The sequence below is a fragment of the Paractinoplanes deccanensis genome (assembly GCF_016862115.1).
In the GTDB taxonomy this organism is placed as follows: Bacteria; Actinomycetota; Actinomycetes; order Mycobacteriales; family Micromonosporaceae; genus Actinoplanes; species Actinoplanes deccanensis.
Window position 1 is genome coordinate 69,821 of sequence record NZ_BOMI01000156.1, and the last position, 23,768, is coordinate 93,588.

The window sequence follows — 23,768 nt, forward strand, 5'->3', positions numbered from 1 at the left end:
AAAGTTGGACATCATTGACCCTCTCATTGGCGCGCTGGTTGCACAGATCATCAACTGGATGGTGGCGGAGCTGCCCGCGCCGCGGCTCCACCTCGACATCCGCGTCACCTGGCGCCGGGCGCCGTGGTGACCTTCGCCGCGTTCTACGAGAGCCACTACCGGTGGCTCTTCGTGCGGATGCGGGCCGAAGGGCTCGGCGAACAGGACGCCGGCGACGTCGCCCAGGAGGCCATGCTGCGGCTCTACCGGCAATGGTCCGAACTGGACCGCCACTCCGAGAAGGCGCTCAAGGTGTACGCCTTCACCACGGCCAAGCGGATCCGCATCGACCGCGCCCGCCAGGCCGTCCGGCAGCGCACCGGCTACGCGGCGATGGCACCCCTCGTGCGAACCGCCGAGGACGACGCGTACGGCAGCACCGAGGCGCTCGACATCCTCCGCGTCCTGGACGAGCCGTCCCGCGAGGTCATGTCCCTGCTCTACGACGGCCTGCGGATCTGCGAGATCGCGGAGAAGCTCGGCCGGAACCCGTCGACCGTGCGGTCGCAGCTCCAGAAAGCCCGGGAAATTCTGCGGCCCTTGTTGGCCCTTGGAAAGGAGACGAAGCATGGCCGATGAGGAGCTTACGGTCGCCGAGCGGCGCCTGTTCGAGGCCGCCGAGGCGGAGGCCCTCGCCGGCCTCCGCTTCGACTGCGAGGCCGGGCTGGCGGATCTGCTGGCCCGCGCCTCCGAGGCGCCGCCGCGGTTGTCATTGCGGGCTTCTGTTCCTCGCTCCTTCGTGCGGGTGCGGGTCGGTGTCGTCGCGCTGGTTGCGCTGGCTGCTTTCGGGACGACCGCCGGGATCCAGCAGGTGATGATCGGCGCGCGCGAGGAACTGGTCGAGCCGCCGACGCTCGCCGTTCCCTCGCCGTCGGTCATCGCACCTGGCCGGTCTCGGCCGGCGCGCGATCCTGTTGCGCCCTTGCCGTCGGTGACCGCGCGGCCGTTCGGGTCGGCATCTTCCGATGCGCCCTCTTTGTCGCCTGGCTCGCGGTCGTCCGCCTCTTCGTCCGGGATTCCGTCGTCGGCTTCGCCTGCCCGCTCGCCGTCTTCCTCGCCCTCTTCCTTGCCTTCTTCTTCGCCTTCTTCTTTGCCGCCTTCTTTGCCTTCTTCTTCGCCGGCCCGGCCGTCGCCTTTGCTGCCGCCGTCTCACGCCGCCCCCGCGACTTTTCGGGTCCGCTACCCGGCCACCCTCGTCACCGTGCCGATCGACGACACCGGCCCACAGAGCCTCGACCTGGCCCAGCCGAAGATCGTCGATGACGGCCCCGTCCAGATCAGCGCATCCCCCGCCACCGGCGACTCGCTGCTTGCCAACGACGACAACGTCCGGGCCGCCATGATCCCGGCCGCCGACGTGACCCCCGACGACTGCGCCGACGCCTTGCGCGCCACGCCCGGCCCCGGGTCACCGCTGCCGCTGCGCACGGACCGCACCTATTGCCTTATGACGGCGAGCCCCGCCGAGCCGCAGACCCTCGTCCGCCTCAACGTCGAGGAGCCACAGCAGCCTGGCGAGATCACGCTCCGCTTGAAGGCTTGGGATGCGATGCCGTGACCGCCTTGGTCTTCCGGCAGGACGACGGCACTCCCGATGGGGTGAGCCGACGTCGACGGCACGGTCGCTGCGGGTCGAAGGCACGGGCATTGCGCTTCGAAGGGTCGGACGCTGCGCTCGAAGGCCCGGACGCTGCGCGTCGAAAGCCGAAAGGCAGCACGTCGAAGGCCCGAAAGCAGTCGGAGGTCGAGAGCAGCACGTACCCGAGTCCATCCCGAGCCCCCACCCACCCGGGGAACGAGGGCAGAGCCTACGCCCGGAGCAAGTTATCCACCGCGGGCCTGTGGATAACTCTGTGGACAAGCCTGTGGGGTTGTGGATAACCGTGTGGATTGCGTGAGGGCAAGCAGCGGATCGGGCTTCTGACGTCCCAGCTCACAGGCATCGGCAGGTTCGGGCAGGCTGGCGACGGTGTGGGCTTCGGGCCAGTTGCGCCTTTCGGGCGAGAGCGGCGGCGGGCCGAGAGGCAGGCTGGTGCTGGAAGCGTGCCGGGGCGATGGCTGGACCGGGGCGGTGGCTGGCCGGGCAGGGGCGGTGGCTGCCAGGCGGTGGCCGACCTGGGCGGTCGCTGGGCCGGGGCGACGGCTGGGCCGGGGCGATGGCTGGGCCCAGCGGTGGCCGACCCGGACGGTTGCTGGATCGGGCGATGCTGGACCGGGCAATGCCGGCTCGGGCGGTGGCTGGAGCCGGTGGAGGGCGGAACGGCAGCTGGAGGGCGGCCGTCGACGTGCGATGGGACCCGGGCGGCGTCAGCGCTGCCAATCGTGCTTGGCGGCTCTGATCAGGCGGTCCTTCAGCTCTCGGGTGTGGCGGCGGCTCACCGGCAGCTCCACGCCGTCGACCGTCACCACGTAGCCCGATGGGGTGAGGCGCAGCTCGGCGATCAGGCGGATCTGGACCAGGTACGACCTGTGGATGCGGACGAAGCCGGCGTCGGCCCAGCGTTCGGCGAGGGTGGCCAGGGAGACTCGCACCAGGTGGGAGGCGTCGGATGTGTGCAGGCGGGCGTAGTCGCCCTGTGCCTCGACCCAGCGGACCGAGGAGCGGGGGAGCATGCGCGTCGTGCCCGCCAGCTCGACGGGGATGGCCGGCTCGTCGGCGGGCTGGGTGGGTGTGGCCGCGGGGACCATGGTGCGCAGGCCGGCCACTCGGCGCAGGGACTCGCCCAGGCGTTCGGCTCGGACGGGTTTGCGGACGTAGTCGGTCACGCCCAGGTCGAAGGCGTCCACGGCGCCGTCGTCGTAGGCCGTGACGAAGACGATGGCGGGTGGGCGGGCGAAGCGGCGCAGGATGCGGGCCAGCTCCATGCCGTCGAGGCCGGGCATGCGGATGTCGAGGAAGACCGCGTCGACTTCGGTGTCGCGCAGGACGCGCAGGGCTTCCGTCGCGTCGCCGGCGCGGTGGACGTGTGCCACCCGGCCGTCGGCGTTGAGCAGGTAGGCCAGCTCGTCCAGGGCCGGTGGCTCGTCGTCCACGGCCAGTACGACAAGGCTCACGCCCGTACCCCCGGGTGGAATTTCGGCACTCGCATGCTCACCTTCGTTCCGGCGCCGGGCGCGGTCTCGACCACCAGGCCGAAGTGGTCGCCGAAGACCGAGCGGAGGCGCTCGTCCACATTTGCCAGGCCCACGTGCTGCCCGTCGTCGGTCTCGGGCCCGCCCGCCGCGAAGACCTCCGGATCCATCCCGACGCCGTCGTCCTCCACGGTGATGTGGCATTCGGCGCCGGCGTCCTGTGCCTCGATGCTCACCATACCGACGCCCGGCTTGCGGGACAGACCGTGGCGGACCGCGTTCTCGACGAGCGGTTGCAGGCACAGGAACGGCAGGCCGACCGGCAGCACCTCGGGCGCGATCTGCAGGCGTACCTGGAGGCGGTCGCCGAACCGGGCCCGCTCGATGGTCAGATAGCGGTCGATCGAGCGAAGCTCCTCGGCGAGCGTGGTGAAGTCGCCGTGCGCCCGGAACGAGTAGCGGGTGAACTCGGCGAACTCGAGGATCAGCTCGCGGGCGCGTTCCGGGTCGGTGCGCACGAACGAGGCGATCGCGGTGAGCGCGTTGTAGATGAAGTGCGGGCTGATCTGCGCCCGCAGCGCGCGCACCTCGGCGCGCGCCAGGCGTTCCCGGGACGATTCGAGCTCGGCGAGGGCGATCTGCGTCGCGGCCCATCGGGCGGTTTCCAGAGTCGCCTGTACGAGGCCAGGCGCGGGCTGGTCGTCGGCGACCGCCACCAGAGCGGCGGAGGCCCGGCCGTCCGGCCCGGAGAGCGGGGCCACCACGGCGCCGCGCACAACGCAGTCGACCCGGTCGCAGGGCAGGTCGGCGGCGGCGAGCACCACCGAGCGGTGGGTGTCGAGCGCGCGGGTGGCCGCGGCGGTGAACTGGTCGCCGTGGTGGCTGCCGCGGCCGTCGAAGGCGAGGCAGCGGTCGCGGTCGGCGATCGTCAGGCCGGCCGCGCCGACGAGGGCGCGCAGGTGGCGGGCGGCCTTGCCGGCGCCGGCGGGGCTCAGGCCGCCGCGCAGCGGCTCGGCGGCGAGCGCGGCGGTGTGCAGGACGTCGTAGGTGGCCCGCTGCATGGCGGTGGCGATGCCGCGGCGGGCACGCAGCCGCACCACGGCGACCACGGCGGCGGCCAGGCCGGCGAGCACCGCGACGACCGCGAGCACGCTTCCGACCTGATCCACGCAGCAGATATTGACGGCTCCCCGCGGGAACGTCCACTCGTCATACCGTGTTGGCAGGGTGCCAATTGGGATTACCGGCGAGTAACAGAGCGATCAACAATCGAACAACATCGATACATCAGGTACACCCACACCCCCAGGGAGTGCCCCATGAAAGTCCTCGCTCTGTTCACCGCGGTCACCCTCGCCGTCACCGCCCCGGCAGCCCCGGCCCAGGCGGCGAACCCCTACGAGCGTGGCCCCGCCCCCACCAACGCCAGCATCGAGGCGTCGCGCGGATCCTTCGCGATCGCCCAGGTGACCGTCGCGCGCTCGGCGGTCAGCGGCCGCTTCGGCGGCGGCACGATCTACTACCCGACGAGCACGGCGGAGGGCACCTTCGGCGCCGTCGCCATCTCGCCCGGCTTCACCGCCTCGCAGTCGAGCGTCGCGTGGCTGGGGCCGCGGCTCGCCTCGCAGGGCTTCGTGGTGATCACCATCGACACGAACAACACGCTCGACCAGCCGGACAGCCGCGGCACGCAGCTGCTCGCCGCGCTCGACTACCTGACCGGGCAGAGTTCGGTCCGCACCCGTATCGACGCCACCCGTCTGGGCGTCATGGGTCACTCGATGGGCGGAGGCGGCAGCCTGTCGGCGTCGCGCACCCGGCCGGCCCTGCAGGCGGCCATCCCGCTGACCCCGTGGCACACGACGAAGAGCTGGACCACCGACCGGGTGCCGACGATGATCATCGGCGCCGAGAACGACACCGTCGCGCCGGTCAGCTCACACTCCGAGCCGTTCTACACCAGCCTGACGGTGGCGCCGGAGAAGGCGTACCTGGAACTGAACAACGCCGGCCACTCGGCGCCGACCGCCACGAACGTGACCGTCGCGAAGTACTCGATCTCGTGGCTCAAGCGCTTCATCGACAACGACACCCGCTACGACCAGTTCCTCTGCCCGGCACCCTCCGGATCGGCGATCCAGGAGTACCGGGCCACCTGCCCGCACAGCTGAGGACTAGTAAGCGCCCTTGCGCTTGAGCACGACCCAGATCGTGCGCCACAGGATGCTGAGGTCGTACGTCAAGGACCAGTTGTCCACGTAGTAGAGGTCCAGGCGTACGGCCTCGTCCCACGACAGGTCGGAGCGGCCCGACACCTGCCACAGGCCCGTTATCCCCGGCCGCACCAGCAGGCGGCGCCGGACGTCGCCCAGGTAGTCGCCGTCGTCGGCGGGCAGCGGGCGAGGACCGACCAGCGACATCTCGCCCTTGAGCACGTTTATCAGCTGGGGCAGCTCGTCCATCGAGGTGGCCCGCAGCTTGGCGCCGAAGGTGAACACCCGAGGGTCGTTCTTCATCTTGAAGAGCATGCCGTCGGACTCGTTGAGCTCCTCGAGCGTGCGCTTGCGCTCCTCGGCGTCCACGTACATGGTGCGGAACTTCCACACCCGGAACGTGCGCCCCTCGTGGCCGACGCGGGGCTGGCGGAAGAAGACCGGGCCCGGGTCGGAGAGCTTGATGCCGATCGCGATGATCAGCAGGATCGGGCTGAGCAGCAGCAGGCCGATGCCGGCGGCGACCCGGTCGAGCAGGTTCTTGATCAGCCAGCCCGGGCCGGAGAGGGTCGGCTCCTCGACGTGCAGTAGCGGCAGGCCCTCGATCGGCCGGATGTGCACGCGCGGGCCGGCGATGTCGGTGAGCTGGGGCGCGACCACCAGGTCGACGCCCGTGCCCTCGAGCTGCCAGGCCAGGCGGCGCAGCTCACCCGGCTCGGCGCTGGCCGAGCCGCAGACCGCGATCGTGTCGGCGCCGACCTCGCGCACCAGCGAGAGCACGTCGCGGGCGGCGTAGACGGGCACCGGCGTCTCGATGCCGCGGGCGGCGGCGTAACCGTCGGTGATGTGGATCGCGACCGGGATGAGGCCGGCGGCGGGGCTGCGGGTGACAGCGGTGTAGACCTCGAGCGCCTCGGGCAGCGTGCCGACCAGGATCATCCGGTGGGCACCGTGGCCCGTGCGGCGCCGCGCGAAGTGCAGCACCTGGCGGGCGATCACCCGGTCGAGCAGCAGGAACAGCACGGCGCTGATCGAGACCAGGGCGACCGTGCCACGCGAGAGCTGGGTCTTGGTGGCGAACGCGAGCAGCGACACGCACGCCACCACGGTGACCGAGGTGCGGACGATGCGCTTGAACTCCTCGCTGCCCAGCCCGAGGTAGCGGCGGTCGTACGTGCCGTTCGCCCAGAGCAGGACGAGCCAGCCGAGCGGCAGCACCACGTATGCGAAGAAGTAGAAGAGCTCGGCGCCGTGCAGGAACCCGAGGGTGCGCTCCTGGAAGCCGGACTTCGCCTTTTCGAGGTAGGTCGCGGCGAGGTAGCTCGCCAGCACCACCGACACCAGGTCGAGGAGAACCAGAACCGCGGTGTACGGGCGATGCCAGCGGGACAGGCGCTTGTGCTGCCGGTTCCACGCTGATCGGGGTACGCCGTTGCTCGGCGGCGGCTCCTGCCGCCACTCGAAGCTGTCGTACGGCACGGGTTTGCTCCGGCTGCTGTCGGTCACTGGGCGATGCAGGCTAGCGGTCACCTCGCCTACGTCCTCCCGCATCCGGAAAAGATTACGCACCGCCACGAAGTCTGAGGACAGCCGCGACACCGGGGCCCGCTCGAACGCGTGACGGTTACGTTGGACCGGGCCACTATACCGATGGATCGGGCGGAAAGAAGCGGACGTTCAGGCCGCTTTCCCACTCCTGTACGCAGGGTGACCGTTGCGACGCTAACGGATCAACTTGGACAGGCGTCGGTCGGCCAGCGGCTTTCCCCCGGTCTGGCAGGTCGCACAGTACTGGAGGCTCTTGTCGGCGAACGACACCTCCCTGACCGTGTCGCCGCAGACCGGGCACGGCAGCCCGGTGCGCGCGTGCACCCGCATGCCGGCGCGCTTCTCACCCTTGAGCTCCGCCGCCTTTTGCCCCACGGAGCGCTCGACCGCGTCGGTCTCCACCTCGCGCATGGCCTCGTACAGCGTGGTGATCTGCTCGTCGGTCAGCTTGCCGGTCAGGGCGAAGGGGGACATCCGCGCCACGTGCAGGATCTCGTCGGAGTAGGCGTTGCCGATGCCGGCGAGCACCTCCTGATCCGTGATCACGCCCTTGATCTGGCCGTTGCGCGAGCGGATGCGCTCGGCGAACTCGTCGCGGGAGACGGCCAGCGCGTCCGGGCCGAGCCGCGACACGCCGGGCACCTCGGCCGGGTCGCGCACCAGGTAGGCGGCGAGCGACTTCTGGGTGCCGGCCTCGGTGAGGTCGAAGCCGGAGCCGTCGTCGAGGCGCACCCGGATGGCGATCGGGCCGCTGCCGGGCTTGAGCGGCGCCGGCGACTTGAAGGAGTCGCGGTAGTGCAGCCACCCGGCCCGGGCCAGATGGATCACAAGATGAAGATCAGGCCCCATCCCGATGTCGAGGAACTTGCCGTGCCGGCCGGCGGAGGTGATCTCCAGGCCGTTGACGGCGGTCGCGGGCGGGTCGTACGTCTTGAGGGCGCTGAACGAGGACACCTCGAAGCGCTGCACGGTGTGGCCGACCGCGCGCTCACGCAGGTAGGCCGCGAGCGCCTCGACCTCGGGAAGTTCGGGCACGACCTCAACGGTAGCGTTTCCCACCGTGAAGGTCGTCGTTGCGCACAACCGGTATCGGGAAGCGATGCCGTCGGGTGAGAACGTCATCGTGGACACCGAGATCGGCCAGCTCCGGGCGGCCGGGGTAGAGGTGATCCCGTTCCAGCGCAGCTCCGACGCGATCGGTGACCTGCCGCTCGCCGAGAAGGCGCTGCTGCCGCTCTCGCCGATCTACGGCCGGGCCGCCCAGCGCGACCTCGCCCGGCTGCTCGAGGCGGAACGGCCGGATGTGCTTCATCTGCACAACCCGTACCCCTTGCTCTCGCCCTGGGTCGTGCGCACGGCGCACAAGCACGGCGTGCCCGTGGTGCAAACCGTGCACAACTACCGGCAGGTCTGCTCCTCGGGCCTCTACTTCCGCGACGGGCACAACTGCCAGGACTGCCGCGGCAAGATCGTCGGCTGGCCCGCGGTGCAGCACAAGTGCTACCGCGGCTCGGCGGCGCAGAGCGCGCTGATGGCGACGACCCTGGCCGTGCACCGGCCGACCTGGCGCTCGGTCGACCGGTACATCGCCCTCACCGACCGGATCGCCGCGCACCTTCGCGACTACGGCATCGCGGAGGAGCGCATCGTGGTGAAGCCGAACGGCCTGCCCGACCCGGGCGAGCCCGAGCCGCTCGGCGACGGCTTCCTCTACGGCGCCCGGCTCTCCCCCGAGAAGGGCCTGGGCCTGCTGCTCGACGCGTGGCAGCGGCACCCGGACGGCTCGCTCGGCACGCTGCGCATCGCCGGCGACGGTGAGCTGCGGCCGCTGGCCGAGCGCGTCGCGGCCGAGCGGAACGACGTGCGATACCTGGGCATCATCGACCGCGAAGCGATGAGCGAGATGCGCCGCCGGTCGGCCGTGGTGGTGCACACCCCGACGTGGAACGACACCCTGCCCACGGTGCTCCTCGAGGCGCTGTCGGCGGGCCGGCCGGCGCTCGGCACGGCGGTGGGCGGCATCCCGTACATCATCGGGGACGCCGGCTGGGTCGTACCGCCGGAACCGGAGGCGATCGCCGCCGCCCTGCTCCTTGCCCGGGACCAGGCGGCCGGTTTGGCGAAGGCGGCTCGGGAGCGCTACCTGCACCACTTCCACCCCGATGTGCTCACCGCCCGGCTTCTGGAGATCTACGGCGGACTCACAGCGAACTCTGATCGTCAATCAAGGTAGAAGAAGACACCGACGGGGAACGCTCGGTCGGTGACGACCCGCAGAAACCTCCTGCTCGGTGCCGGTGCGGCCGTGCTGACCGGGGCCGCCGGTGGCGGCTTCGGCTACGCGATCGGCACGCCCGCCGCCGCTGAGCAGGAGGAAACCGCCGCCGCCCCGAAATACCGATCACGCCCCGACTTCCAGGGCATCGCCGACGTCACGATCACGACGCCGGCCGCCGGGACCGTGCCCGGCCACATCTTCTTCAGCCCCGCCTCCGGCACGAGCCTGTGGGGTCCGCTGATGGTCGACGAGGCCGGCTCGCCGATCTGGTTCCGGCAGACGCCGCCGCCGGCCACCGTGTCGATCGACTTCAAGGCGCAGACGTACCGCAAGCAGCCGGTCCTGACCTGGTGGGAGGGGACCATCGGGGGTACCGGCGGGCAGGGCGTCGGCCAGGGCGAGTTCGTGATCGCCGACCGGTCGTACCGGGAGATCACCCGCATCCGCGCGGCCGGCAGCGAGCAGGCCGACCAGCACGACCTGATCATCACGCCGCAGGACACGGCGCTCTTCTGGGTGTACGACCCGGTGGCCTACGACCTGACGTCGATGGGCGGCCCGAAGGACGGGGTGCTGCACGACGGCGTGCTTCAGGAGATCGACATCGCCACCGGCAAGAGGCTCTTCGAGTGGCGGTCCAGCGACCACGTCGGGGTGGACGAGTCGTACGCGCCGCTGCCGCAGGGCGACTCGGCCCACCTGCCGTACGACTACTTCCACGCCAACTCGGTGGGCCTCGCCGCGGACGGCGACCTGATCATCTCGGCGCGGCACACCTGGGCCGTCTACAAGATCGACCGGAGGACGGGCGCGGTCCGCTGGCGGCTGGGCGGCAAGAAGTCGGATTTCGTCGTGGACGAGCGGACCACGTTCTCCTGGCAGCACGACTTCCGGCAGCGGCGCGACGGCTCGTGGAGCGTCTTCGACAACGGCGCCGGGGTGACCAAGGAACGCGACTACTCGCGCGGCGTCGTGTTCACAGTGGACGAGGACGCTCGGAAGACCGCGTTCGTCGCCGAGTACGTGCACCCCGACAAGATCTCGGCGCCGACGCAGGGCAACTTCCGCGAGCTGTCCGACGGCGGGTCGTTCATCGGCTGGGGCCAGATGCCGCACTTCACCGAGCACAACGCGGACGGGTCGGTGCGGCTGGCCGGGCACATCCCGCTCGACAACCAGTCGTACCGGGCGTACAAGGCCGAGTGGACGGCGCAGCCGCTCGACCGTCCCGCGCTCGGCCTGCACGTCGAGGGCGGCAACGTGATCGTCTCGGCGAGCTGGAACGGCGCCACGGAGGTCGCGAAGTGGCGCGCTCGCTGGGGCGCCCAGCCGGACGTGCTGAACGGCGGCACCCTGGAGGCGGCCCGCACGGGCTTCGAGACCCGGCTGACGGTGCCCGGCACTCCCGAATACGTGGTGGCCGAGGCGCTGGACCGCAACGGCAAGCTCCTCGGCGTCTCGTCGGCCATCCCGGTGCGCGTGTGACCGGAGCCACTTGACGAGCATGGCTAACTCCATTAGCTTTTAGCTAACGAAGATAGCCAGGAGGTTGTCATGCAGCTCGACGTCGACGGCGGCACCATCGCCTACGAGGTGACCGGCGAAGGCCCGCTCGTGGTGCTCGCGCACGGGATGGGCAACAGCCGCGACGCGTACCGGTTCGTGGTTCCGCGCCTCGTGGCGGCCGGCTACCGGGTCGCCGCGGTCGACATCCGCGGCGCCGGCGAGTCGAGTGCCACGTGGCCGTCCTATTCGCGTACGGACATCGCCGGTGACCTGATCGCGGTGATCCGCCACCTGGGCGGCCCGGCGGTGCTGGTCGGCCACTCGATCTCCGGCGGGGCGGCCACCATCGCCGCGGCGCGGGCCCCCGAGCTCGTCGCCGGGGTCGTCGAGATCGGCCCGTTCACCCGCAAGCAGGCGATCAGCCTGGGCGACCTGCGGGTGAAGCGCTACCGGACCGGCATGCTGCGGCTGCTCGCCGCCGGCATCCTGGGCAGCGCGAAATGGTGGCACCGCTACCTCGACGTCGCCTTCCCGGGCCGCAAGCCCGCCGACTGGGCCCGGCAGCTCGACCGCAACGCCGCGATGCTCGCCGAGCCCGGCCGCATGAAGGCCCTGCAGAAGATGGGCCGGACAACCCCGGCCGACGCCGGCGCGCAGCTGGCGAACGTGCACCAGCCGGCCCTGATCATCGAAGGCACGCTCGACCCCGACTGGGCCGACCCCCGCGCCGAGGGCGAGGCCATCGTCGCCGCCATGCCGAACGCCCGCCTCGCGATGATCGAGGGCGCGGGCCACTACCCGCACACCCAGTACCCCGACGAGACGGTCGCGCTCCTGCTGTCGTTCCTCCGCGAGCACGCGCACGCCTAGAACCGCCGCCGCAGCCCCGCCACCGCGTCCACAACTCGGGTCTCGGAGGGCGAACCGTGCGGGGCCGTCACCCGGACGTGCCGGCGGCGTCCGGGTTGAGCAGGACCTGGGGGCCGGTGCCGTCCGAGGCGAGGCGGTCGTCCGGGTTGATGAGCTTGCAGCGGTGCAGCGAGAGGCACCCGCAGCCGATGCAGCCCGTCAGCTGGTCGCGGAGGCGTTCCATCAGGGCGATCTTCTCGTCCAGGCGGTGGCGCCAGTGTGCCGACAGGCGGGCCCAGTCCGCTTTGGTCGGTGTGCGGTTCTCCGGGAGGTCGGCCAGGGCCGTCCTGATCTCGTCGAGCGAGACGCCGACCTGCTGGGCTATCCGGATGAAGGCGACGCGCCGCAGCTCGGCGCGGTCGTAGCGGCGCTGGTTGCCGCCGGTGCGGGTGGAGCGGATCAGGCCCTCGCGCTCGTAGAAGCGCAGGGCCGACGGCGCCACGCCGCTGCGGGCCGCGAAGTCGCCGATGGTGAGGGTCTCCATGCGGGTCCTTGAGTTGAAGTGAACTTCAACTTGCAGCCTATCCGTATGACAGTGACCGCGACGCACACCGACCGGCTCCGTCCGCTGTTGCGGCGGCTGACCGGCGACGAGAAGCACGCGCCGAGCGCACACTCGACGCTGGACGTGATCTGGGTGCTCTACGACCGCGTTCTGCGGATCACCCCGGAGACCGTCGACGATCCCGGCCGTGACCGGTTCCTGCTCTCCAAGGGGCACGGCCCGGCCGCCTACTACGCCGTTCTGGCCGCCAAGGGCTTCATCCCGGAGTCCGCGCTCGACGATCTGGGCGGGTGGGACAGCCCGCTGGGTCACCATCCCGACCGCGTACGCATCCCGGGCGTCGAGATCGGCACCGGCTCCCTCGGGCACGGCCTCGGGCTGGCGGTCGGCACCGCGCTGGGCCTGCGGGCGCAAGGCTTCACAACCGCGCGGACCTTTGTATTGGTCGGTGACGCCGAGCTCGACGAGGGCTCCAACCACGAGGCCATCGCGTACGCCGGAGCGACGCGGCTGCCGCTGACCGCCATCGTGATCGACAACCAGTCCTCGACGCACGGATGGCCGGGTGGGATAGCCGCCCGGTTCGTCGGCTGGGACGTCACGTTCGCCGACGGCCACGACCACGACGAGCTGGAGTTCGCGCTCACCAGGCCGCACGCGGGGCCGAACCTGGTGATCGCCACCGTCGAGAAGAAGGGGAGCTGAGACCGATGCGGCAGACGTTCATCGACACCACCACCCAGCTGCTCGCCGACGATCCGCGCACCGCGCTGGTCCTCGCCGACATCTCCGCCGAGCCGTTCGAGCCGGCGCGGCGGCGGCACCCCGACCGGGTGCTCAACGTGGGCATCCGGGAGCAGCTCATGACCGGCGTCGCGGGTGGGCTGGCGCTCACCGGGATGCGGCCGTACGTGCACACGTACGCCCCGTTCCTGATCGATCGGGCGTACGAGCAGGTGAAATTGGATCTCGGCCATCAGGACGTGGGCGCCGTGCTGGTCAGCATCGGCGGCTCCTACGACGCCGCGGCCGAGGGCTACACCCACCAGTCGCCCGGCGATGTGGCGCTGCTGGACACGCTCGACGGCTGGACCGTGCATGTGCCCGGCCACCGCGACGAGGTGCCCGCGTTGCTGCGTGCGGCGGCGCGGCACGACGACCGCGTCTACGTCCGGCTCGGCGTGCAGGAGAACGCCCGGGCGCATCCGGACAGCGATCGGCTGACCGTCATCAGGTCCGGTGGCCCGCTGGTGGTCGCGGTCGGCCCGATGCTCGACCCGGTGCTGGAGGCGACCCGCGGCCTGGACGTCACCGTGGCGTACACGCACACGCCACGCCCGCTCGACGCCGAGGGGCTGCGCGCCATGACCGAGCACGCGGTGGTCATGGTCGAGCCGTACCTGGCCGGGACGTCGGCGGCAGCGGTCAGCGCGGCCCTGGCGGGCCTGCCGCATCGCGCGCTGCATCTGGGCGTCGGCCGGGCGGAGGTGCGCCGGTACGGCACCTGGCGCGACCACGCGCGGCAGCACGGCCTGGACGCCGCGGGCCTCCGCGCGTCGATCAGCGCCTTCCTGTGACCGGCTCCTAGGCGGCGAGCGCGCGCGACCCGAAGACGTTCTGAAGCAGCTTGTCGGAGTGCGCGACCGCCTTGGGGGTGGCCAGCCGCATCCGGAACCGCTCCCGCACGCCGTCCACCGCCGTCGCCGTGACGTCCACGGTGGACCGTGCGGGGTCCGGCCGCCACGACACGTTGCTCAGATGGCGCAAATTGGCGTTCAGGTGCAGCCGCAGCCGGTGCAGCACCTTGGTCTCCTGCGTCACCACCAACCGGCGGTACGTCAGCACCAGCATGAACTCGCCGGCCAGCGGCGCGTCCGGTCGCAGGCATCGGCCGACCAGCACCGTCTTCTCGTCCGGCTCGATGCAGCGGCGGAAGATCGGCATGTGCCGGCTCACGGTCGGGATGGCCACGCCGGCCTCGGCCGCGGCGGGAAGGAACGTACGGGAGAACACGTCCATACGGCGTTCAACGGTGCCGGCGCGAGGAAGTCACTGCATAGTTGGGGCATGCGATGGCGCGTCAAGCCGGTCCTGCCGGTCTCGAAGCTGATGGGTGCGGTAGCGGTCGTGGTCCTGGCGGTGGCCTTCGCCGGCAACGACCCGGTCCGATGGGTGCTCGCCGCCGTCGCCTGCCTCGCGCTGACGCTCTGGGCGTTGCGCGACCTGATCGCGCCGGTCCGCCTGGCGGCGGATCCGCAGGGGGTCACGGTGGTCGCGGGCTACGCGCGCCGTCGCCGCCTGCGCTGGGATCAGATCGAGAGGGTGCGCGTCGACCGCCGCACCCACCGCGGCCTGCGCAGCGAGATGCTCGAGCTGGACGCGGGCGACGCGATCTACCTGTTCAGCATGCACGACCTGGGCACCGAGCCCGAGGAGGTCGCCACCGCGCTGGCCGACCTGCGGCTCACGCCGTCCTCAGGCGAGCAACATCTGCGTCCGCACGACCGCGCCGATCAATAGCAGCAGCAGGATCGCGGCGCAGCCGACGATCTGGATCCGGTTGCGGTTGCCCCGCGGGGCGTAGGCGAGGACGTAGGCGACGGCGCCGCCGGCGATCAGGCCGCCGAGGTGCCCGGCGATCGACACGTTCGGCACCGCGAAGGTGAACAGCAGGTTGACCACCAGCAGCGGGATGAGCTGGCTGATGTCCCGTTTCAGCCGTCTGTTCACCACGATCATCGCGAGGAAGAGGCCGAAGATCGCCGTGGAGGCGCCCGCGGCGGGCTGATTTTGCGGCGTGAACAGGTAGGCCGCGACGTTGCCGCCGAGACCGGCGAGCAGATAGAGCCCGGCGAAGCGCAGCGGGCCCAGCTGGATCTCGAGGTAGCGGCCCAGCTGCCAGAGCAGCCACATGTTCAGCGCCAGATGCAGGATGCCGTAGTGCAGGAACATGGCGGTGACGAGCCGCCACCACTCGCCCGCGGCGACGCCGTGCGGATCGCCGCCGAGGGTGTAGGGCGCGTAGCCCAGAACCTCACCCCACCGGGTGAGCGGCGTCTCGGACCCCATCAGGCCGAACCAGCCGCCGGCGCCGGCGAGGGCCGTGGCCCCGCCCAGGATCGCCGACAGGGCCATGACGGCCACGTTGATGCCGATCAGCGTGCGGGTCACGTAGCCGGCGGTGCCGGCGCGGCTGCCTCCGAAGGCTGTACGCGCCGGCCGCTGGCTGCGCCGGCCCTCCGCGACGCACTCCGGGCACTGGTGCCCGACGGCCGCCTCGTTCATGCAATCGGGGCAGATCGGCCGGTCACAGCGGGTGCACCGGATGTAGGTCTCCCGCGACGGATGGCGATAACAGACCGGAACCGTCGAGGGAGCCTCACTCATGCGTCAACGGTACTTCAGGCCTGCACTCGCTCGATTTCCACACGCTCGATGACGACGTCCTCGCGGGGACGGTCGCCGGGGCCGGTCTGGGTGTTCGCGATCGAGTCGACGACCTTGGCCGACTCCTCGTCCGCGACCTGGCCGAAGATGGTGTGCCGACGGTTGAGGTGCGGGGTCGGCGCCACCGTGATGAAGAACTGCGAGCCGTTGGTGCCCGGGCCGGCGTTCGCCATCGCGAGCAGGTACGGGCGGTCGAACCGGAGCTCCGGGTGGAACTCGTCGCCGAACTGGAAGCCCGGGCCGCCGCGGCCGGTGCCGGTCGGGTCGCCCATCTGGATCATGAAGCCGGCGATGACCCGGTGCGAGATGGTGCCGTCGTAGTACGGGCCGCTGCTCTTCTGGCCGGTGCGCGGGTCGATGTAGTCCTTCGTGCCCTCCGCGAGCTCCACGAAGTTGCGCACGGTCGCCGGGGCGTGATCCGGGAACAGCTGGAGTCGGATCGGGCCGTGGTTGGTGTGCAGGGTGGCGTAAAGCTTCTCGGCCACGGGTACTCCTGTCTGCGTCACGGTCGCCCCACAGGTACCTCTCAGGGGCGATTGGACAGTTCTTTGCAGTTCGGATCCTCCCCCATGTGTCTGAAAGCGGCAGCGCGGGGGTACCGAAGCAGGGCACGATTGACGTGGGAGAGAGCCACAGGAGGTGGGCACTGGTGTTCGCAACGATGCGCCGTAAGAACCGCAACCGGCGGATGAGGAACGAGCTCGGGCAGAGCGTGGATCACTTCAAGCGCGCCGCGTCGCTGGCCGCGCAGGAGACGAGCGCGACGGTGGGCCCGACGCTCAGCGCGGCCGTCGACCGGGTGCAGCCGGCCGCGGTCAAGGCCAAGGACGCGGCCACGACCGGTTGGGGCAGCGCCGTGGCGACCATCACCCCACTGGTCGCCGCCGCTACCGACAACGTCAAGCAGGCCGGCAAGGTGAGCAAGAAGTCGGCCAAGAAGTCGGCGAAGCAGAACAAGAAGGACGCGAAGAAGCTTCAGAAGCGCGCGAACAAGGCCGTCTCCCGCAAGGAGAAGAAGGGCCGCGGTTCCAAGCTTCTCGGCTTCGCGCTGCTCGGCACGGCCGTCGGCGTCGGCGCGGCCTATGTGTCGAAGCGCCGCCGGGCCGCTCAGTGGGACGAGTACGAGCCGGCCGCCCCGCTGACCACGACCAGCACGGGCGCGGACGACGCCGCCTTCGAGCCGATCTCGCCGAACGGCACGGTGCCGACGAACACCACGCCGAACACCCCTCGGTGACTTATTGAGGATCTGTCTGACGGGCCCGCGCCGGATCGAGCGCCGGGCCCGTCGGCATGAGCGCGAACAGCTCGGACGGGATCTGCTGGGGCCGCACCCCGCCGTAGCCCAGCTTGGTGAGCAGGGCGCGGTCGGCCAGCGGATATTGCCGGCCGGTGTCGGTGACGACGCTGACCGTGCCCGACCCGGCCGGCGCGGTCGGCGACGGGGCCAGGACGGTGATCGCGCCCCGGCCACGCTCGACGAAGACGCGGTCGGCCTGCACGCTGTTCGGCGCCCCGGCGACGCCGGCGACCGCCACGCCCTGAGGCACGGTCGGGTCGATCCGGATGCCGTCGCCGTTCTTGTCGACCGGCAGGGTGATGCACGCCCGCGACGGGGTGCCGTCGGCGAGCGCCGGCACCGTGGGCGGCAGGCCGTCCGGGTCGCCGGCGTCGCTCACCCTCGTACGCGATGTCGGGATGGTCAGGAAGTCGTTGCCGACCGCCACCGGCTGCTGGGCGCCCGGCACCGTGCGCATCAGCGCGGCCTGCATCTCGGTCAGCACGGCCTTGCCGTCCGCCAGGATCACCGCGACCTGCCGCGAGTCGGTGACGAGCTGACCCACCCGGAAGTCGCTGCCGTCCGAGCGGCCGCCGGTGCCGGGGATCGCCGGGGCGACCAGATCGGGGCCGGCGGGCACCGCGTTGATCCACGCGGTCGACACCGGCCACGGCTCCTGAGCGCCGAGCCGCAGCGCGTTGAGCGTGACGTCGACCCGGCTCGCCGGGATGGCGAAGCGCCGGTTGCCGGAGACCAGGTAGGTGCGGTTGGCGGGATCGCGGACGAGCAGCGCCTTGCCGTCCCGCGCGATCACCGTGCCGTCGGTGAGCTTCACCCCGGCCAGCAGCGTGCTCGTCGGCGAGCCGGCCGACTTGTCGGTGCAGACCGACCAGCGCTCGGTGAGCAGCGCCTTCTTGCCGGGCAGGGAGTCGGGCGCGTCCGGGATGCCGAGCGGGGCGCCGAGCGGCACACTGGCGAGCTTCTCGGCCGAGATGCCCTTCATCTCGGGCGCCTCGGCGTTGGCCAGCAGCAGCCCGGAGGTGTAGTTGAGCACCGGGTGCAGCCTGCCGTCGGCCTCGGAGTAGACGAAGCGGGCGCCGGTGCCCTTCTCCTGGAAGACGACGCTCGGGTTCTCGGGGCTGATGTTGCTGTTGCCGGTGAAGATGCCGTAGATCGTGGCCGCGAGCACCGCGAGCGCGGCGATCAGCAGGCTGACCAGCGCGGTCGTGCCGGCCCGGCGCAGCGGCGAGCGCTGCGGGTCGGGGTCGTGCGTGACCAGCGCGGCCACCACTCGCTGCAGCGAGTACTGGTAGGAGTGGAGCTGGTCCTGACGCGACGGCACGCCCTCACTTTAGGGTCCGCTGTCGATGTCGTCACAACCAGCCGCTTCGCCGCAGCGCACGGTAGAGCAGCACCGAAATGATCAGGATGACCGTCCACCAGGCCGGATAGCCGTACTGCCAGTCGAGCTCGGGCATGAACTTGAAGTTCATGCCGTAGATGCCGGCGCCCGCGGTCCAGACGGTCGCGATGGCCGCCCACGCCGCGATCTTGCGCATGTCGTTGTTCTGGTCGACGGTGACCTGCGCGAGCCGGGCCTGGAGGATCGAGTTGAGCAGGTCGTCGAAGGACGAGACCTGCTCGACCGTACGCGTGAGGTGGTCCTGCACGTCGCGGAAGTACTTGCCGATGCGCTTGGGCACGAGCGCGACGACCATCGCGAGCGGACGCTGGAGCGGCACCACCGCGCGGCGGAACTCCACCAGCTCGCGCTTCATCTGATAGATCGCCGGGATCGGGCTGGCCTGGTCGCGGGCGAAGACGCCCTCCTCGATCTGGTCGAGGTCGACCTCCACCTTGTCGGCGACCGCGACGTAGTGGTCGACGACGCGGTCGGTCACCGCGTACGCCACCGCCCACGGGCCCTGCTCGAGCAGGTCGGCCCGGGTGGCCTCGAGGTCAGCGCGGACCGAGCCCATCTCGGAGGCGTCACCGTGGCGCACGGTGATGACGAACTGCTCGCCCACGAAGATCATCATCTGGCCGGTCTCGACCACCTGCGAGGTCTCGGTGATCTGGCTGTGCGGCACGTAGCGGGCGGTGCGCATGACCAGGAAGTGCACCGAGCCGAAGTTCTCCAGCTTGGGACGCTGCTCGGCCTTGACCGCGTCCTCGACGGCCAGTTCGTGCAGGCCGTACGTGCGGGCGACGGCGGCCATCTCCTGTTCGCCGGGCTCGTGCAGGCCGAGCCAGACGAAGGCGTTCTCCTGCGAGCAGGCGATCTTCAGCGCCTCGTCGGGCGCGTGGTCGCCGGGAAGACGCCGGCCGGCCACGTACACCGCGCAGTCGACCACCGCGCTGCCCTCGCCGTGGCCGGGGCGGTTGCCGTTCGGGCTGCCGTCGGCGGCGCCCAGCACGCGGTTCATCGCCCGCAGCGGTGCGGCGAAGGCTCGCGAAAGCGGCCTGTTCCGTTCGCGATCGCTCACTCGAACCTCCCCCACACAAACGTCGACCGGGCAGGGTGCAACGTACCCGCCCGGCCGACGATCAAGACTGTCGCGTCAGGCACGTACCTCTTCGATGGCCTCGGCCAGCCGGCGCACGCCCTCGTCGATCTGGTCGACGGTGACCGCCGAGTAGGCCAGGCGCAGCGAGCTCCGGCCGCCCTCGAGCAGGAAGTCGCTGCCCTTGACGACCGCCACGCCCTTCTTCATCGCGGCCGGGAACAGCTTGTCCACGTCGACGTCGCCGGGCAGGTCGACCCAGAGGAAGTAACCGCCGTCGGGCTCGGTGAACGTGGCGCCCGGGATGTGCTTGCGCAGCGACTCGGCCAGCACCTGGGCGCGCTCGCTGAGCGCCGAGCTCACCTTGGCGATCGAGCGCTCGATGTCGCCCGAGACGCAGAACTGGTGCACGATCGCCTCGGAGACCATACCGGGCGAGATGTACAGGCTGGTGGCCTTCTTGGCGATCGCGTCGATCAGCGCGGCCGGGCCGACCAGGTAGCCGACGCGCACGCCGGGGCAGACCGTCTTGGTGAAACTGGACGCGTGCACGACCGCGTTCTCGGAGTCCATCGACAGCATCGAGGGCAGGGCATCGCCGCGGAACCGGATGTCCACGTACGGGTCGTCCTCGAAGATGGTGAAGCCGTACTCGACGGCGAGCGAAAGCAGCGCGCGGCGCTTTTCGACCGAGAGGGTGATGCCGGCCGGGTTCTGGTAGTTGGGGATGATGTGCGCGAGCTTGGGGCGCACCCCCGACTCGAGCAGCGTGCGCAGCTCGTCGACGTCGATGCCGTCGGACCGCAGCGTCACCTGGTGCACCTTGGCGCCGAGGTTCTGCAGGCTGAGCAGCGTGCGGTCGTAGGTCGGCTTCTCGACCACGACGTCGTCGCCGGGCTGCACCAGGTGGTTGAAGAGGAAGGCGTCGGCCTGGAGCGAGCCGTTGGTGACGATGACCTGATCGGGCGAGACGCTGTGCTTCTCGGCGATCCACTTGCGCAGCGGGACGTAACCGACGGACGTGCCGTAAGCGGTCACCCCGGCGGGGTCGGCGTCGAACGCGCGCGCGGCGGCGGCCTTGAGGCCCTCGACGTCGATGATGTCCAGCGACGGAGCGCCACGGGCGAAGGAGATCAGCTGCTCAGCGGTCATGCCGACAAGCTTACGAGCCGCCTCTATAGAATTTTCGTCTGCCTCGCGCGGTCCGGGCTCTGGGACACGGAGCGGTATCGTGCTGCCTTTACGACCTGGGAGACCTCATGATCGGCCTGATCCTCGCCGCCGGCGCCGGACGCAGACTCCGCCCGTACACGGACACGCTGCCCAAGGCCCTCGTCCCGGTGGACGGCGAGACCACGATCATGGACATCTCGCTGCGCAACCTCGCGGCCGCGGGCCTGACGGACGTGACGATCGTGGTCGGCTACCGCGCGAACGCGGTCGAGGAGCGCGTGCCCGCCTTCGAGAGCAGGTACGGCGTCAAGATCTCGCTCGTGCACAACGACAAGGCCGAGGAGTGGAACAACGCGTACTCGCTCTGGCTCGCCCGTGACCACTTCGCGCAGGGCGCGTTGATGGTCAACGGAGACACCGTGCACCCGGTCAGCGTCGAACAGACCCTCCTCGATCAGCGCGGCCCGAGCATCCTGCTCGCCATCGACAATCTGAAGAAGCTCGCTGAAGAGGAGATGAAGACCGTCTTCAGCGCGGATGGACAGCTCACCAAGATTACGAAGCTGATGGAGCCGGCCGAGGCCTTCGGCGAGTACATCGGTGCCACCATCATCGAGGCCTCCGCGGCTGCCGCGCTGGCCGACGCGCTCGAGGCCACCTGGAAGCGCAACCCCGACCTCTACTACGAGGACGGCTTCCAGGAATACGCGAACCGCGGCGGCGAGGTCCGGGCCGCGACGATCGGCGAGGTCGACTGGGTCGAGGTCGACAACCACGACGACCTGGCCAAGGCGCGGGACATCGCATGCCGCTACTAGCCCGCAGCGTCCAGGCGCCCCTGCACATCATCGTGCGCCGTGGCGCCGTCGCCGACCTCGGCCGGATCCTCGCCGACGGCCGCATCTCGGCCGGCGGCGACGTGGCCGTGGTGGTCGGGCCCGGGCTGGGCGAGCGCATCGTCGAGCTGATCCGCCCGTCGCTGGGCTCGGCCGACATCTTCACCACGGCCGGCGGCACCCTCGACGCCGCCCTCGAGCTGGCCGACAAGCTCCGCTCCCGGCACTACGACGCGGTCGTCGGCATCGGCGGCGGCACCACCGTCGACGTGGCCAAATACGCGGCCAGCCGGTGGGGCCTGCCGATGGTCTCGGTCGCCACGAGCCTCGCCAACGACGGCATCGCCTCCCCGGTGGCCAGCCTGATCAACGACGGGCTGAAGGGCTCGTACGGCGTGCACATCCCGTTCGGCGTGATCATCGATCTCGACTTCGTGGAGACCGGCCCCGACCGGGTCAACCGCGGCGGCATCGGCGACGCGATCAGCAAGATCAGTGCCCTGGCCGACTGGGAGCTGGCCCGCGAGGTGCGCGGGGAGCCCGTCGACGGCCTCGCGGTCTCGCTGGCCCGGATGGGCGCCGAGGCCGTGCTCACCATGCCCGGCGACCTCAGCGACGACGCCTTCGCCACGGTGCTGGCCGAAGCGCTGATCTCCAGCGGCCTGGCCATGGCCGTCTGCGGCAGCAGCCGCCCGGCCAGCGGCGGCGACCACGAGATCATGCACGCGATCGACTCGCTCTACCCGGGCACCGCCTCGCACGGCGAGCTGGCCGGGCTGGGCGCGCTGTTCTGCACGTTCCTGCGCGGCGACGAGCGGCGATTCGCCCAGATCTCCGCCTGCCTCAGCCGGCACGGCCTGCCCCGGTTGCCGTCCGACGTCGGACTCACCGACGAGCAGTTCGTCGAGGCGGTCGCGTTCGCGCCGCGCACCCGCCCCGACCGCTACACGATCCTCGAGCACCTCGCCATGTCCCCCGACGAGATCAGCCGAAAGCTGGCCAGCTATGTCGAAGCAGTCGCCGCCCACTGATCCTCCGGCCCCCGCTCCCACGGCCGCCGACTACTACGCGGTCAACCGTGGTGGCGGCCTCTTCAGCGAGGCCCTCAGCCAGCACATCGGCGCCCGCATAGCCGTGCGGGCGTACAAGCATCGCATCGCCCCGTCGGTGCTGACCGTGCTCAACCTGGGCCTCGGCTGCCTGGTCTCGTTCGTCGTGGTCGCGGCCGCCGGCCCGGTCGCGGAGGGCCGCGTCTGGGCCTGGCCGATCGGCCTGCTCGCCCTGGCCGGCTGGCAGTTCGCGTACGCCTTCGACTGCGCCGACGGTCAGCTGGCCCGGGTGACCGGCCAGACCAGCCCCGCCGGCGGCCGCCTCGACGTGCTCTGCGACGTGGCCGTGCAGATCTCGCTGGTAGCCGCCCTGGCCGCGACCGCCGAGGCGCAGGTGCCCGACACCCCGGCCTGGCTGCTCGCCGCCTTCGCCGGCACGTGGATGGTCAACCTGGTCACGTCGGTCATGCAGTCCGGAGCCCAGGCGGCCAGCATGGTCACCAGCCGCTCCCTGCCGGTCCGCATCGTCAAGCTGGTCCGCGACTACGGCGCGGTGATCGCCCTGGCCGGCCTGGTCCTCACCATCGCCCCACAGTGGACGATCTGGTTCGTCGGCCTGTTCACCCTGGTGAACGCCGCCTTCCTGGCCGCCAGCGTGGTCTTCTCCGCCCGCGAGGCCCTGCGCGGCTGACCTTGGCCTGGCGCGCCGGGCCCTCTGGCCCGGCGCGCCCACGCCTTGCTTACCGCTTCGCCGTGCGGCGCTCACACCCTGGGCGGCTGGACTTCGCCCTGCGCGGCATGATTCCGGTGCTGTGCCATGACCTCGCCCGGAGGCTGGCTCTTCTTGTGCGGGCTGGCCCTTCCTGCCGGCATAACCTGCCTCGCGTATGCCCTTTTCCGTGCGGCTGACCTCGTCAGCGCGCCTCGCCTTGTTTGCCCGCCTGCTCCTGCTTGGCCACCCGCCGCCGGCCGCGACATCGTTGGGGGGTGTCGGTGCTCCCCCGGCTGAGGGCTGGGTTGGGCGTGCTGCTCGTGCTTGCCTGCTCCTGGCCGGCCGCGATGGTGGTGTTGGGTGTGCCCGGTTGAGAGGGCTGGGCTGAGGGTTCGGGGCGCGCTGCTCTTGCTTGCTTCCTCTTCGCTGGCCGTGGCGTGGGTGTCCCGTGTGTCTGGTTGAGTGTTGGGCTGGAAGTGGGCCGCGCCGCTCGTGCTGCCTGCTCCTCGCTGCTGCGATGGTGGTGTTGCGTATGCCCGGCCGGGGCCTGAGCTGAGGGCTCGCGGCGCGTTCTGAGGCTTTTGTCCAGCCACTCCTCGCCGACCGTAACGGTGGTGTTGGGTGTGCCCGGCTGAGTGGTGGGCCGAGTTCGAGACGCGCTCGTCGCGCTTGCCCGCTCTTCGCCGGTCGCGACGGAC

General features: G+C 70.8%; 25 protein-coding genes. 14 read left to right on the plus strand and 11 right to left on the minus strand.

Translation table 11 applies throughout. From position 1 onward, the window contains the following. Nucleotides 1-4: 4 nt before the first annotated feature. Genes Ade02nite_RS50460 through Ade02nite_RS38480 form a run of 3 tightly spaced genes read left to right on the plus strand, consistent with a single transcriptional unit; the run spans nucleotide 5 to nucleotide 1,597 of the window. Complete coding sequence (locus Ade02nite_RS50460) at nucleotides 5-130, plus strand: hypothetical protein (RefSeq protein ID WP_275409979.1); 126 nt, start codon at nucleotides 5-7, stop codon at nucleotides 128-130. After that, nucleotides 127-618 (plus strand): RNA polymerase sigma factor, encoded by a 492-nt coding sequence (locus Ade02nite_RS38475; RefSeq protein WP_203774678.1) that lies wholly within the window; start codon nucleotides 127-129, stop codon nucleotides 616-618. The genes Ade02nite_RS50460 and Ade02nite_RS38475 overlap by 4 nt, the downstream gene beginning before the upstream one ends. Then, entirely contained in the window at nucleotides 608-1,597 is a 990-nt protein-coding gene (locus tag Ade02nite_RS38480) for a hypothetical protein (RefSeq protein ID WP_203774680.1), read from the plus strand. The genes Ade02nite_RS38475 and Ade02nite_RS38480 overlap by 11 nt, the downstream gene beginning before the upstream one ends. Nucleotides 1,598-2,346: 749 nt before the next feature. Here the strand turns inward: Ade02nite_RS38480 and Ade02nite_RS38485 are convergent. Both Ade02nite_RS38485 and Ade02nite_RS38490 read right to left on the minus strand, forming a co-directional pair. Next, nucleotides 2,347-3,093 (minus strand): LytR/AlgR family response regulator transcription factor, encoded by a 747-nt coding sequence (locus tag Ade02nite_RS38485; RefSeq protein ID WP_239169352.1) that lies wholly within the window; start codon nucleotides 3,091-3,093, stop codon nucleotides 2,347-2,349. After that, nucleotides 3,090-4,280, minus strand: coding sequence for a sensor histidine kinase (locus tag Ade02nite_RS38490; protein ID WP_203774682.1), 1,191 nt, complete (start codon nucleotides 4,278-4,280; stop codon nucleotides 3,090-3,092). The genes Ade02nite_RS38485 and Ade02nite_RS38490 overlap by 4 nt, the downstream gene beginning before the upstream one ends. A gap of 150 nt (nucleotides 4,281-4,430) precedes the next feature. Here Ade02nite_RS38490 and Ade02nite_RS38495 point away from each other — a divergent pair, with 150 nt between their 5' ends. Continuing rightward, on the plus strand, nucleotides 4,431-5,282 hold the full coding sequence (locus Ade02nite_RS38495) for a poly(ethylene terephthalate) hydrolase family protein (protein WP_203774684.1): 852 nt from the start codon (nucleotides 4,431-4,433) through the stop codon (nucleotides 5,280-5,282). A gap of 3 nt (nucleotides 5,283-5,285) precedes the next feature. Here the strand turns inward: Ade02nite_RS38495 and Ade02nite_RS38500 are convergent, their stop codons facing one another. Both Ade02nite_RS38500 and Ade02nite_RS38505 read right to left on the minus strand, forming a co-directional pair. Further along, nucleotides 5,286-6,875 carry a sugar transferase gene (locus Ade02nite_RS38500; protein ID WP_203774686.1) on the minus strand — a complete coding sequence of 530 codons (1,590 nt, stop codon included), beginning with the start codon at nucleotides 6,873-6,875 and terminating at the stop codon, nucleotides 5,286-5,288. A 171-nt stretch (nucleotides 6,876-7,046) separates the two neighbouring features. Beyond that, complete coding sequence (locus Ade02nite_RS38505) at nucleotides 7,047-7,907, minus strand: Fpg/Nei family DNA glycosylase (protein WP_203774688.1); 861 nt, start codon at nucleotides 7,905-7,907, stop codon at nucleotides 7,047-7,049. Nucleotides 7,908-7,932: 25 nt separating this feature from the next. Here Ade02nite_RS38505 and Ade02nite_RS38510 point away from each other — a divergent pair, with 25 nt between their 5' ends. From Ade02nite_RS38510 to Ade02nite_RS38520, 3 genes are all read left to right on the plus strand, one after another. After that, nucleotides 7,933-9,105 carry a glycosyltransferase family 4 protein gene (locus Ade02nite_RS38510; protein WP_203774690.1) on the plus strand — a complete coding sequence of 391 codons (1,173 nt, stop codon included), beginning with the start codon at nucleotides 7,933-7,935 and terminating at the stop codon, nucleotides 9,103-9,105. 30 nt (nucleotides 9,106-9,135) lie between these two features. Next, nucleotides 9,136-10,635, plus strand: a complete 1,500-nt coding sequence (locus tag Ade02nite_RS38515; RefSeq protein WP_203774692.1) for an arylsulfotransferase family protein — start codon at nucleotides 9,136-9,138, stop codon at nucleotides 10,633-10,635. A gap of 69 nt (nucleotides 10,636-10,704) precedes the next feature. Next, nucleotides 10,705-11,526 carry an alpha/beta fold hydrolase gene (locus Ade02nite_RS38520; protein ID WP_203774694.1) on the plus strand — a complete coding sequence of 274 codons (822 nt, stop codon included), beginning with the start codon at nucleotides 10,705-10,707 and terminating at the stop codon, nucleotides 11,524-11,526. Nucleotides 11,527-11,593: 67 nt separating this feature from the next. On the opposite strand, the gene soxR is transcribed toward Ade02nite_RS38520, so the two are convergent. Continuing rightward, a complete protein-coding gene (gene soxR, locus Ade02nite_RS38525; RefSeq protein ID WP_203774696.1) occupies nucleotides 11,594-12,049 on the minus strand; it encodes a redox-sensitive transcriptional activator SoxR in 456 nt (151 codons plus the stop codon). Between the two features lie 45 nt (nucleotides 12,050-12,094). Here soxR and Ade02nite_RS38530 point away from each other — a divergent pair, with 45 nt between their 5' ends. Both Ade02nite_RS38530 and Ade02nite_RS38535 read left to right on the plus strand, forming a co-directional pair. Beyond that, complete coding sequence (locus Ade02nite_RS38530) at nucleotides 12,095-12,775, plus strand: thiamine pyrophosphate-binding protein (protein ID WP_203774698.1); 681 nt, start codon at nucleotides 12,095-12,097, stop codon at nucleotides 12,773-12,775. A 5-nt stretch (nucleotides 12,776-12,780) separates the two neighbouring features. Then, nucleotides 12,781-13,647 (plus strand): transketolase family protein, encoded by an 867-nt coding sequence (locus Ade02nite_RS38535; RefSeq protein WP_203774701.1) that lies wholly within the window; start codon nucleotides 12,781-12,783, stop codon nucleotides 13,645-13,647. A 7-nt stretch (nucleotides 13,648-13,654) separates the two neighbouring features. Here Ade02nite_RS38535 and Ade02nite_RS38540 read toward each other — a convergent pair whose 3' ends face one another. Beyond that, nucleotides 13,655-14,089: a hypothetical protein gene (locus Ade02nite_RS38540; protein WP_203774703.1), complete on the minus strand. Its 435-nt coding sequence runs from the start codon at nucleotides 14,087-14,089 to the stop codon at nucleotides 13,655-13,657. Nucleotides 14,090-14,137: 48 nt separating this feature from the next. Here Ade02nite_RS38540 and Ade02nite_RS38545 point away from each other — a divergent pair, with 48 nt between their 5' ends. After that, a complete protein-coding gene (locus Ade02nite_RS38545; protein ID WP_203774705.1) occupies nucleotides 14,138-14,590 on the plus strand; it encodes a PH domain-containing protein in 453 nt (150 codons plus the stop codon). Here Ade02nite_RS38545 and Ade02nite_RS38550 read toward each other — a convergent pair. Beyond that, entirely contained in the window at nucleotides 14,546-15,457 is a 912-nt protein-coding gene (locus Ade02nite_RS38550) for a rhomboid family intramembrane serine protease (RefSeq protein ID WP_203774707.1), read from the minus strand. The two genes, Ade02nite_RS38545 and Ade02nite_RS38550, sit on opposite strands and share 45 nt — an antisense overlap. Nucleotides 15,458-15,471: 14 nt before the next feature. Then, a complete protein-coding gene (locus tag Ade02nite_RS38555) occupies nucleotides 15,472-16,002 on the minus strand; it encodes a peptidylprolyl isomerase (RefSeq protein ID WP_203774709.1) in 531 nt (176 codons plus the stop codon). Nucleotides 16,003-16,166: 164 nt separating this feature from the next. Between Ade02nite_RS38555 and Ade02nite_RS38560 the strand changes: the two genes are divergently transcribed. Further along, nucleotides 16,167-16,754 (plus strand): hypothetical protein, encoded by a 588-nt coding sequence (locus Ade02nite_RS38560; RefSeq protein WP_239169353.1) that lies wholly within the window; start codon nucleotides 16,167-16,169, stop codon nucleotides 16,752-16,754. Between the two features lies 1 nt (nucleotide 16,755). Here the strand turns inward: Ade02nite_RS38560 and eccB are convergent, their stop codons facing one another. The 3 genes from eccB to Ade02nite_RS38575 are packed head-to-tail and all read right to left on the minus strand — an operon-like array spanning nucleotide 16,756 to nucleotide 20,452. Continuing rightward, a complete protein-coding gene (eccB, locus tag Ade02nite_RS38565; protein WP_203774717.1) occupies nucleotides 16,756-18,138 on the minus strand; it encodes a type VII secretion protein EccB in 1,383 nt (460 codons plus the stop codon). 31 nt (nucleotides 18,139-18,169) lie between these two features. Then, entirely contained in the window at nucleotides 18,170-19,297 is a 1,128-nt protein-coding gene (locus Ade02nite_RS38570) for a magnesium and cobalt transport protein CorA (protein ID WP_379036911.1), read from the minus strand. Nucleotides 19,298-19,357: 60 nt separating this feature from the next. Then, complete coding sequence (locus Ade02nite_RS38575) at nucleotides 19,358-20,452, minus strand: aminotransferase-like domain-containing protein (protein ID WP_203774721.1); 1,095 nt, start codon at nucleotides 20,450-20,452, stop codon at nucleotides 19,358-19,360. Between the two features lie 107 nt (nucleotides 20,453-20,559). Here Ade02nite_RS38575 and Ade02nite_RS38580 point away from each other — a divergent pair, with 107 nt between their 5' ends. From Ade02nite_RS38580 to Ade02nite_RS38590, 3 genes are read left to right on the plus strand one after another with little or no spacing between them, the layout of a single operon-like run. Then, the gene (locus tag Ade02nite_RS38580; RefSeq protein ID WP_203774723.1) at nucleotides 20,560-21,291 is read left to right on the plus strand and encodes a phosphocholine cytidylyltransferase family protein; all 732 of its coding nucleotides are present in this window, start codon (nucleotides 20,560-20,562) and stop codon (nucleotides 21,289-21,291) included. Next, nucleotides 21,279-22,340 (plus strand): iron-containing alcohol dehydrogenase family protein, encoded by a 1,062-nt coding sequence (locus tag Ade02nite_RS38585; RefSeq protein ID WP_203774725.1) that lies wholly within the window; start codon nucleotides 21,279-21,281, stop codon nucleotides 22,338-22,340. The genes Ade02nite_RS38580 and Ade02nite_RS38585 overlap by 13 nt, the downstream gene beginning before the upstream one ends. After that, nucleotides 22,315-23,049, plus strand: a complete 735-nt coding sequence (locus tag Ade02nite_RS38590; RefSeq protein ID WP_203774727.1) for a CDP-alcohol phosphatidyltransferase family protein — start codon at nucleotides 22,315-22,317, stop codon at nucleotides 23,047-23,049. Before Ade02nite_RS38585 ends, Ade02nite_RS38590 begins: the two co-directional genes overlap by 26 nt. Nucleotides 23,050-23,768 lie beyond the last annotated feature (719 nt).

Coding starts and splice junctions, on each gene's coding strand:
- Ade02nite_RS38590 (WP_203774727.1), top strand. CDS start 22,315: ATGTCGAAGCAGTCGCCGCCCACTGATCCTCCGGCCCCCGCTCCCACG.
- Ade02nite_RS38500 (WP_203774686.1), bottom strand. CDS start 6,875: ATGCGGGAGGACGTAGGCGAGGTGACCGCTAGCCTGCATCGCCCAGTG.
- soxR (WP_203774696.1), bottom strand. CDS start 12,049: ATGGAGACCCTCACCATCGGCGACTTCGCGGCCCGCAGCGGCGTGGCG.
- Ade02nite_RS38540 (WP_203774703.1), bottom strand. CDS start 14,089: ATGGACGTGTTCTCCCGTACGTTCCTTCCCGCCGCGGCCGAGGCCGGC.
- Ade02nite_RS38580 (WP_203774723.1), top strand. CDS start 20,560: ATGATCGGCCTGATCCTCGCCGCCGGCGCCGGACGCAGACTCCGCCCG.
- Ade02nite_RS38520 (WP_203774694.1), top strand. CDS start 10,705: ATGCAGCTCGACGTCGACGGCGGCACCATCGCCTACGAGGTGACCGGC.
- Ade02nite_RS38550 (WP_203774707.1), bottom strand. CDS start 15,457: ATGAGTGAGGCTCCCTCGACGGTTCCGGTCTGTTATCGCCATCCGTCG.
- Ade02nite_RS38575 (WP_203774721.1), bottom strand. CDS start 20,452: ATGACCGCTGAGCAGCTGATCTCCTTCGCCCGTGGCGCTCCGTCGCTG.
- Ade02nite_RS38545 (WP_203774705.1), top strand. CDS start 14,138: ATGCGATGGCGCGTCAAGCCGGTCCTGCCGGTCTCGAAGCTGATGGGT.
- Ade02nite_RS38530 (WP_203774698.1), top strand. CDS start 12,095: ATGACAGTGACCGCGACGCACACCGACCGGCTCCGTCCGCTGTTGCGG.
- Ade02nite_RS38585 (WP_203774725.1), top strand. CDS start 21,279: ATGCCGCTACTAGCCCGCAGCGTCCAGGCGCCCCTGCACATCATCGTG.
- Ade02nite_RS38535 (WP_203774701.1), top strand. CDS start 12,781: ATGCGGCAGACGTTCATCGACACCACCACCCAGCTGCTCGCCGACGAT.
- Ade02nite_RS38495 (WP_203774684.1), top strand. CDS start 4,431: ATGAAAGTCCTCGCTCTGTTCACCGCGGTCACCCTCGCCGTCACCGCC.
- Ade02nite_RS38480 (WP_203774680.1), top strand. CDS start 608: ATGGCCGATGAGGAGCTTACGGTCGCCGAGCGGCGCCTGTTCGAGGCC.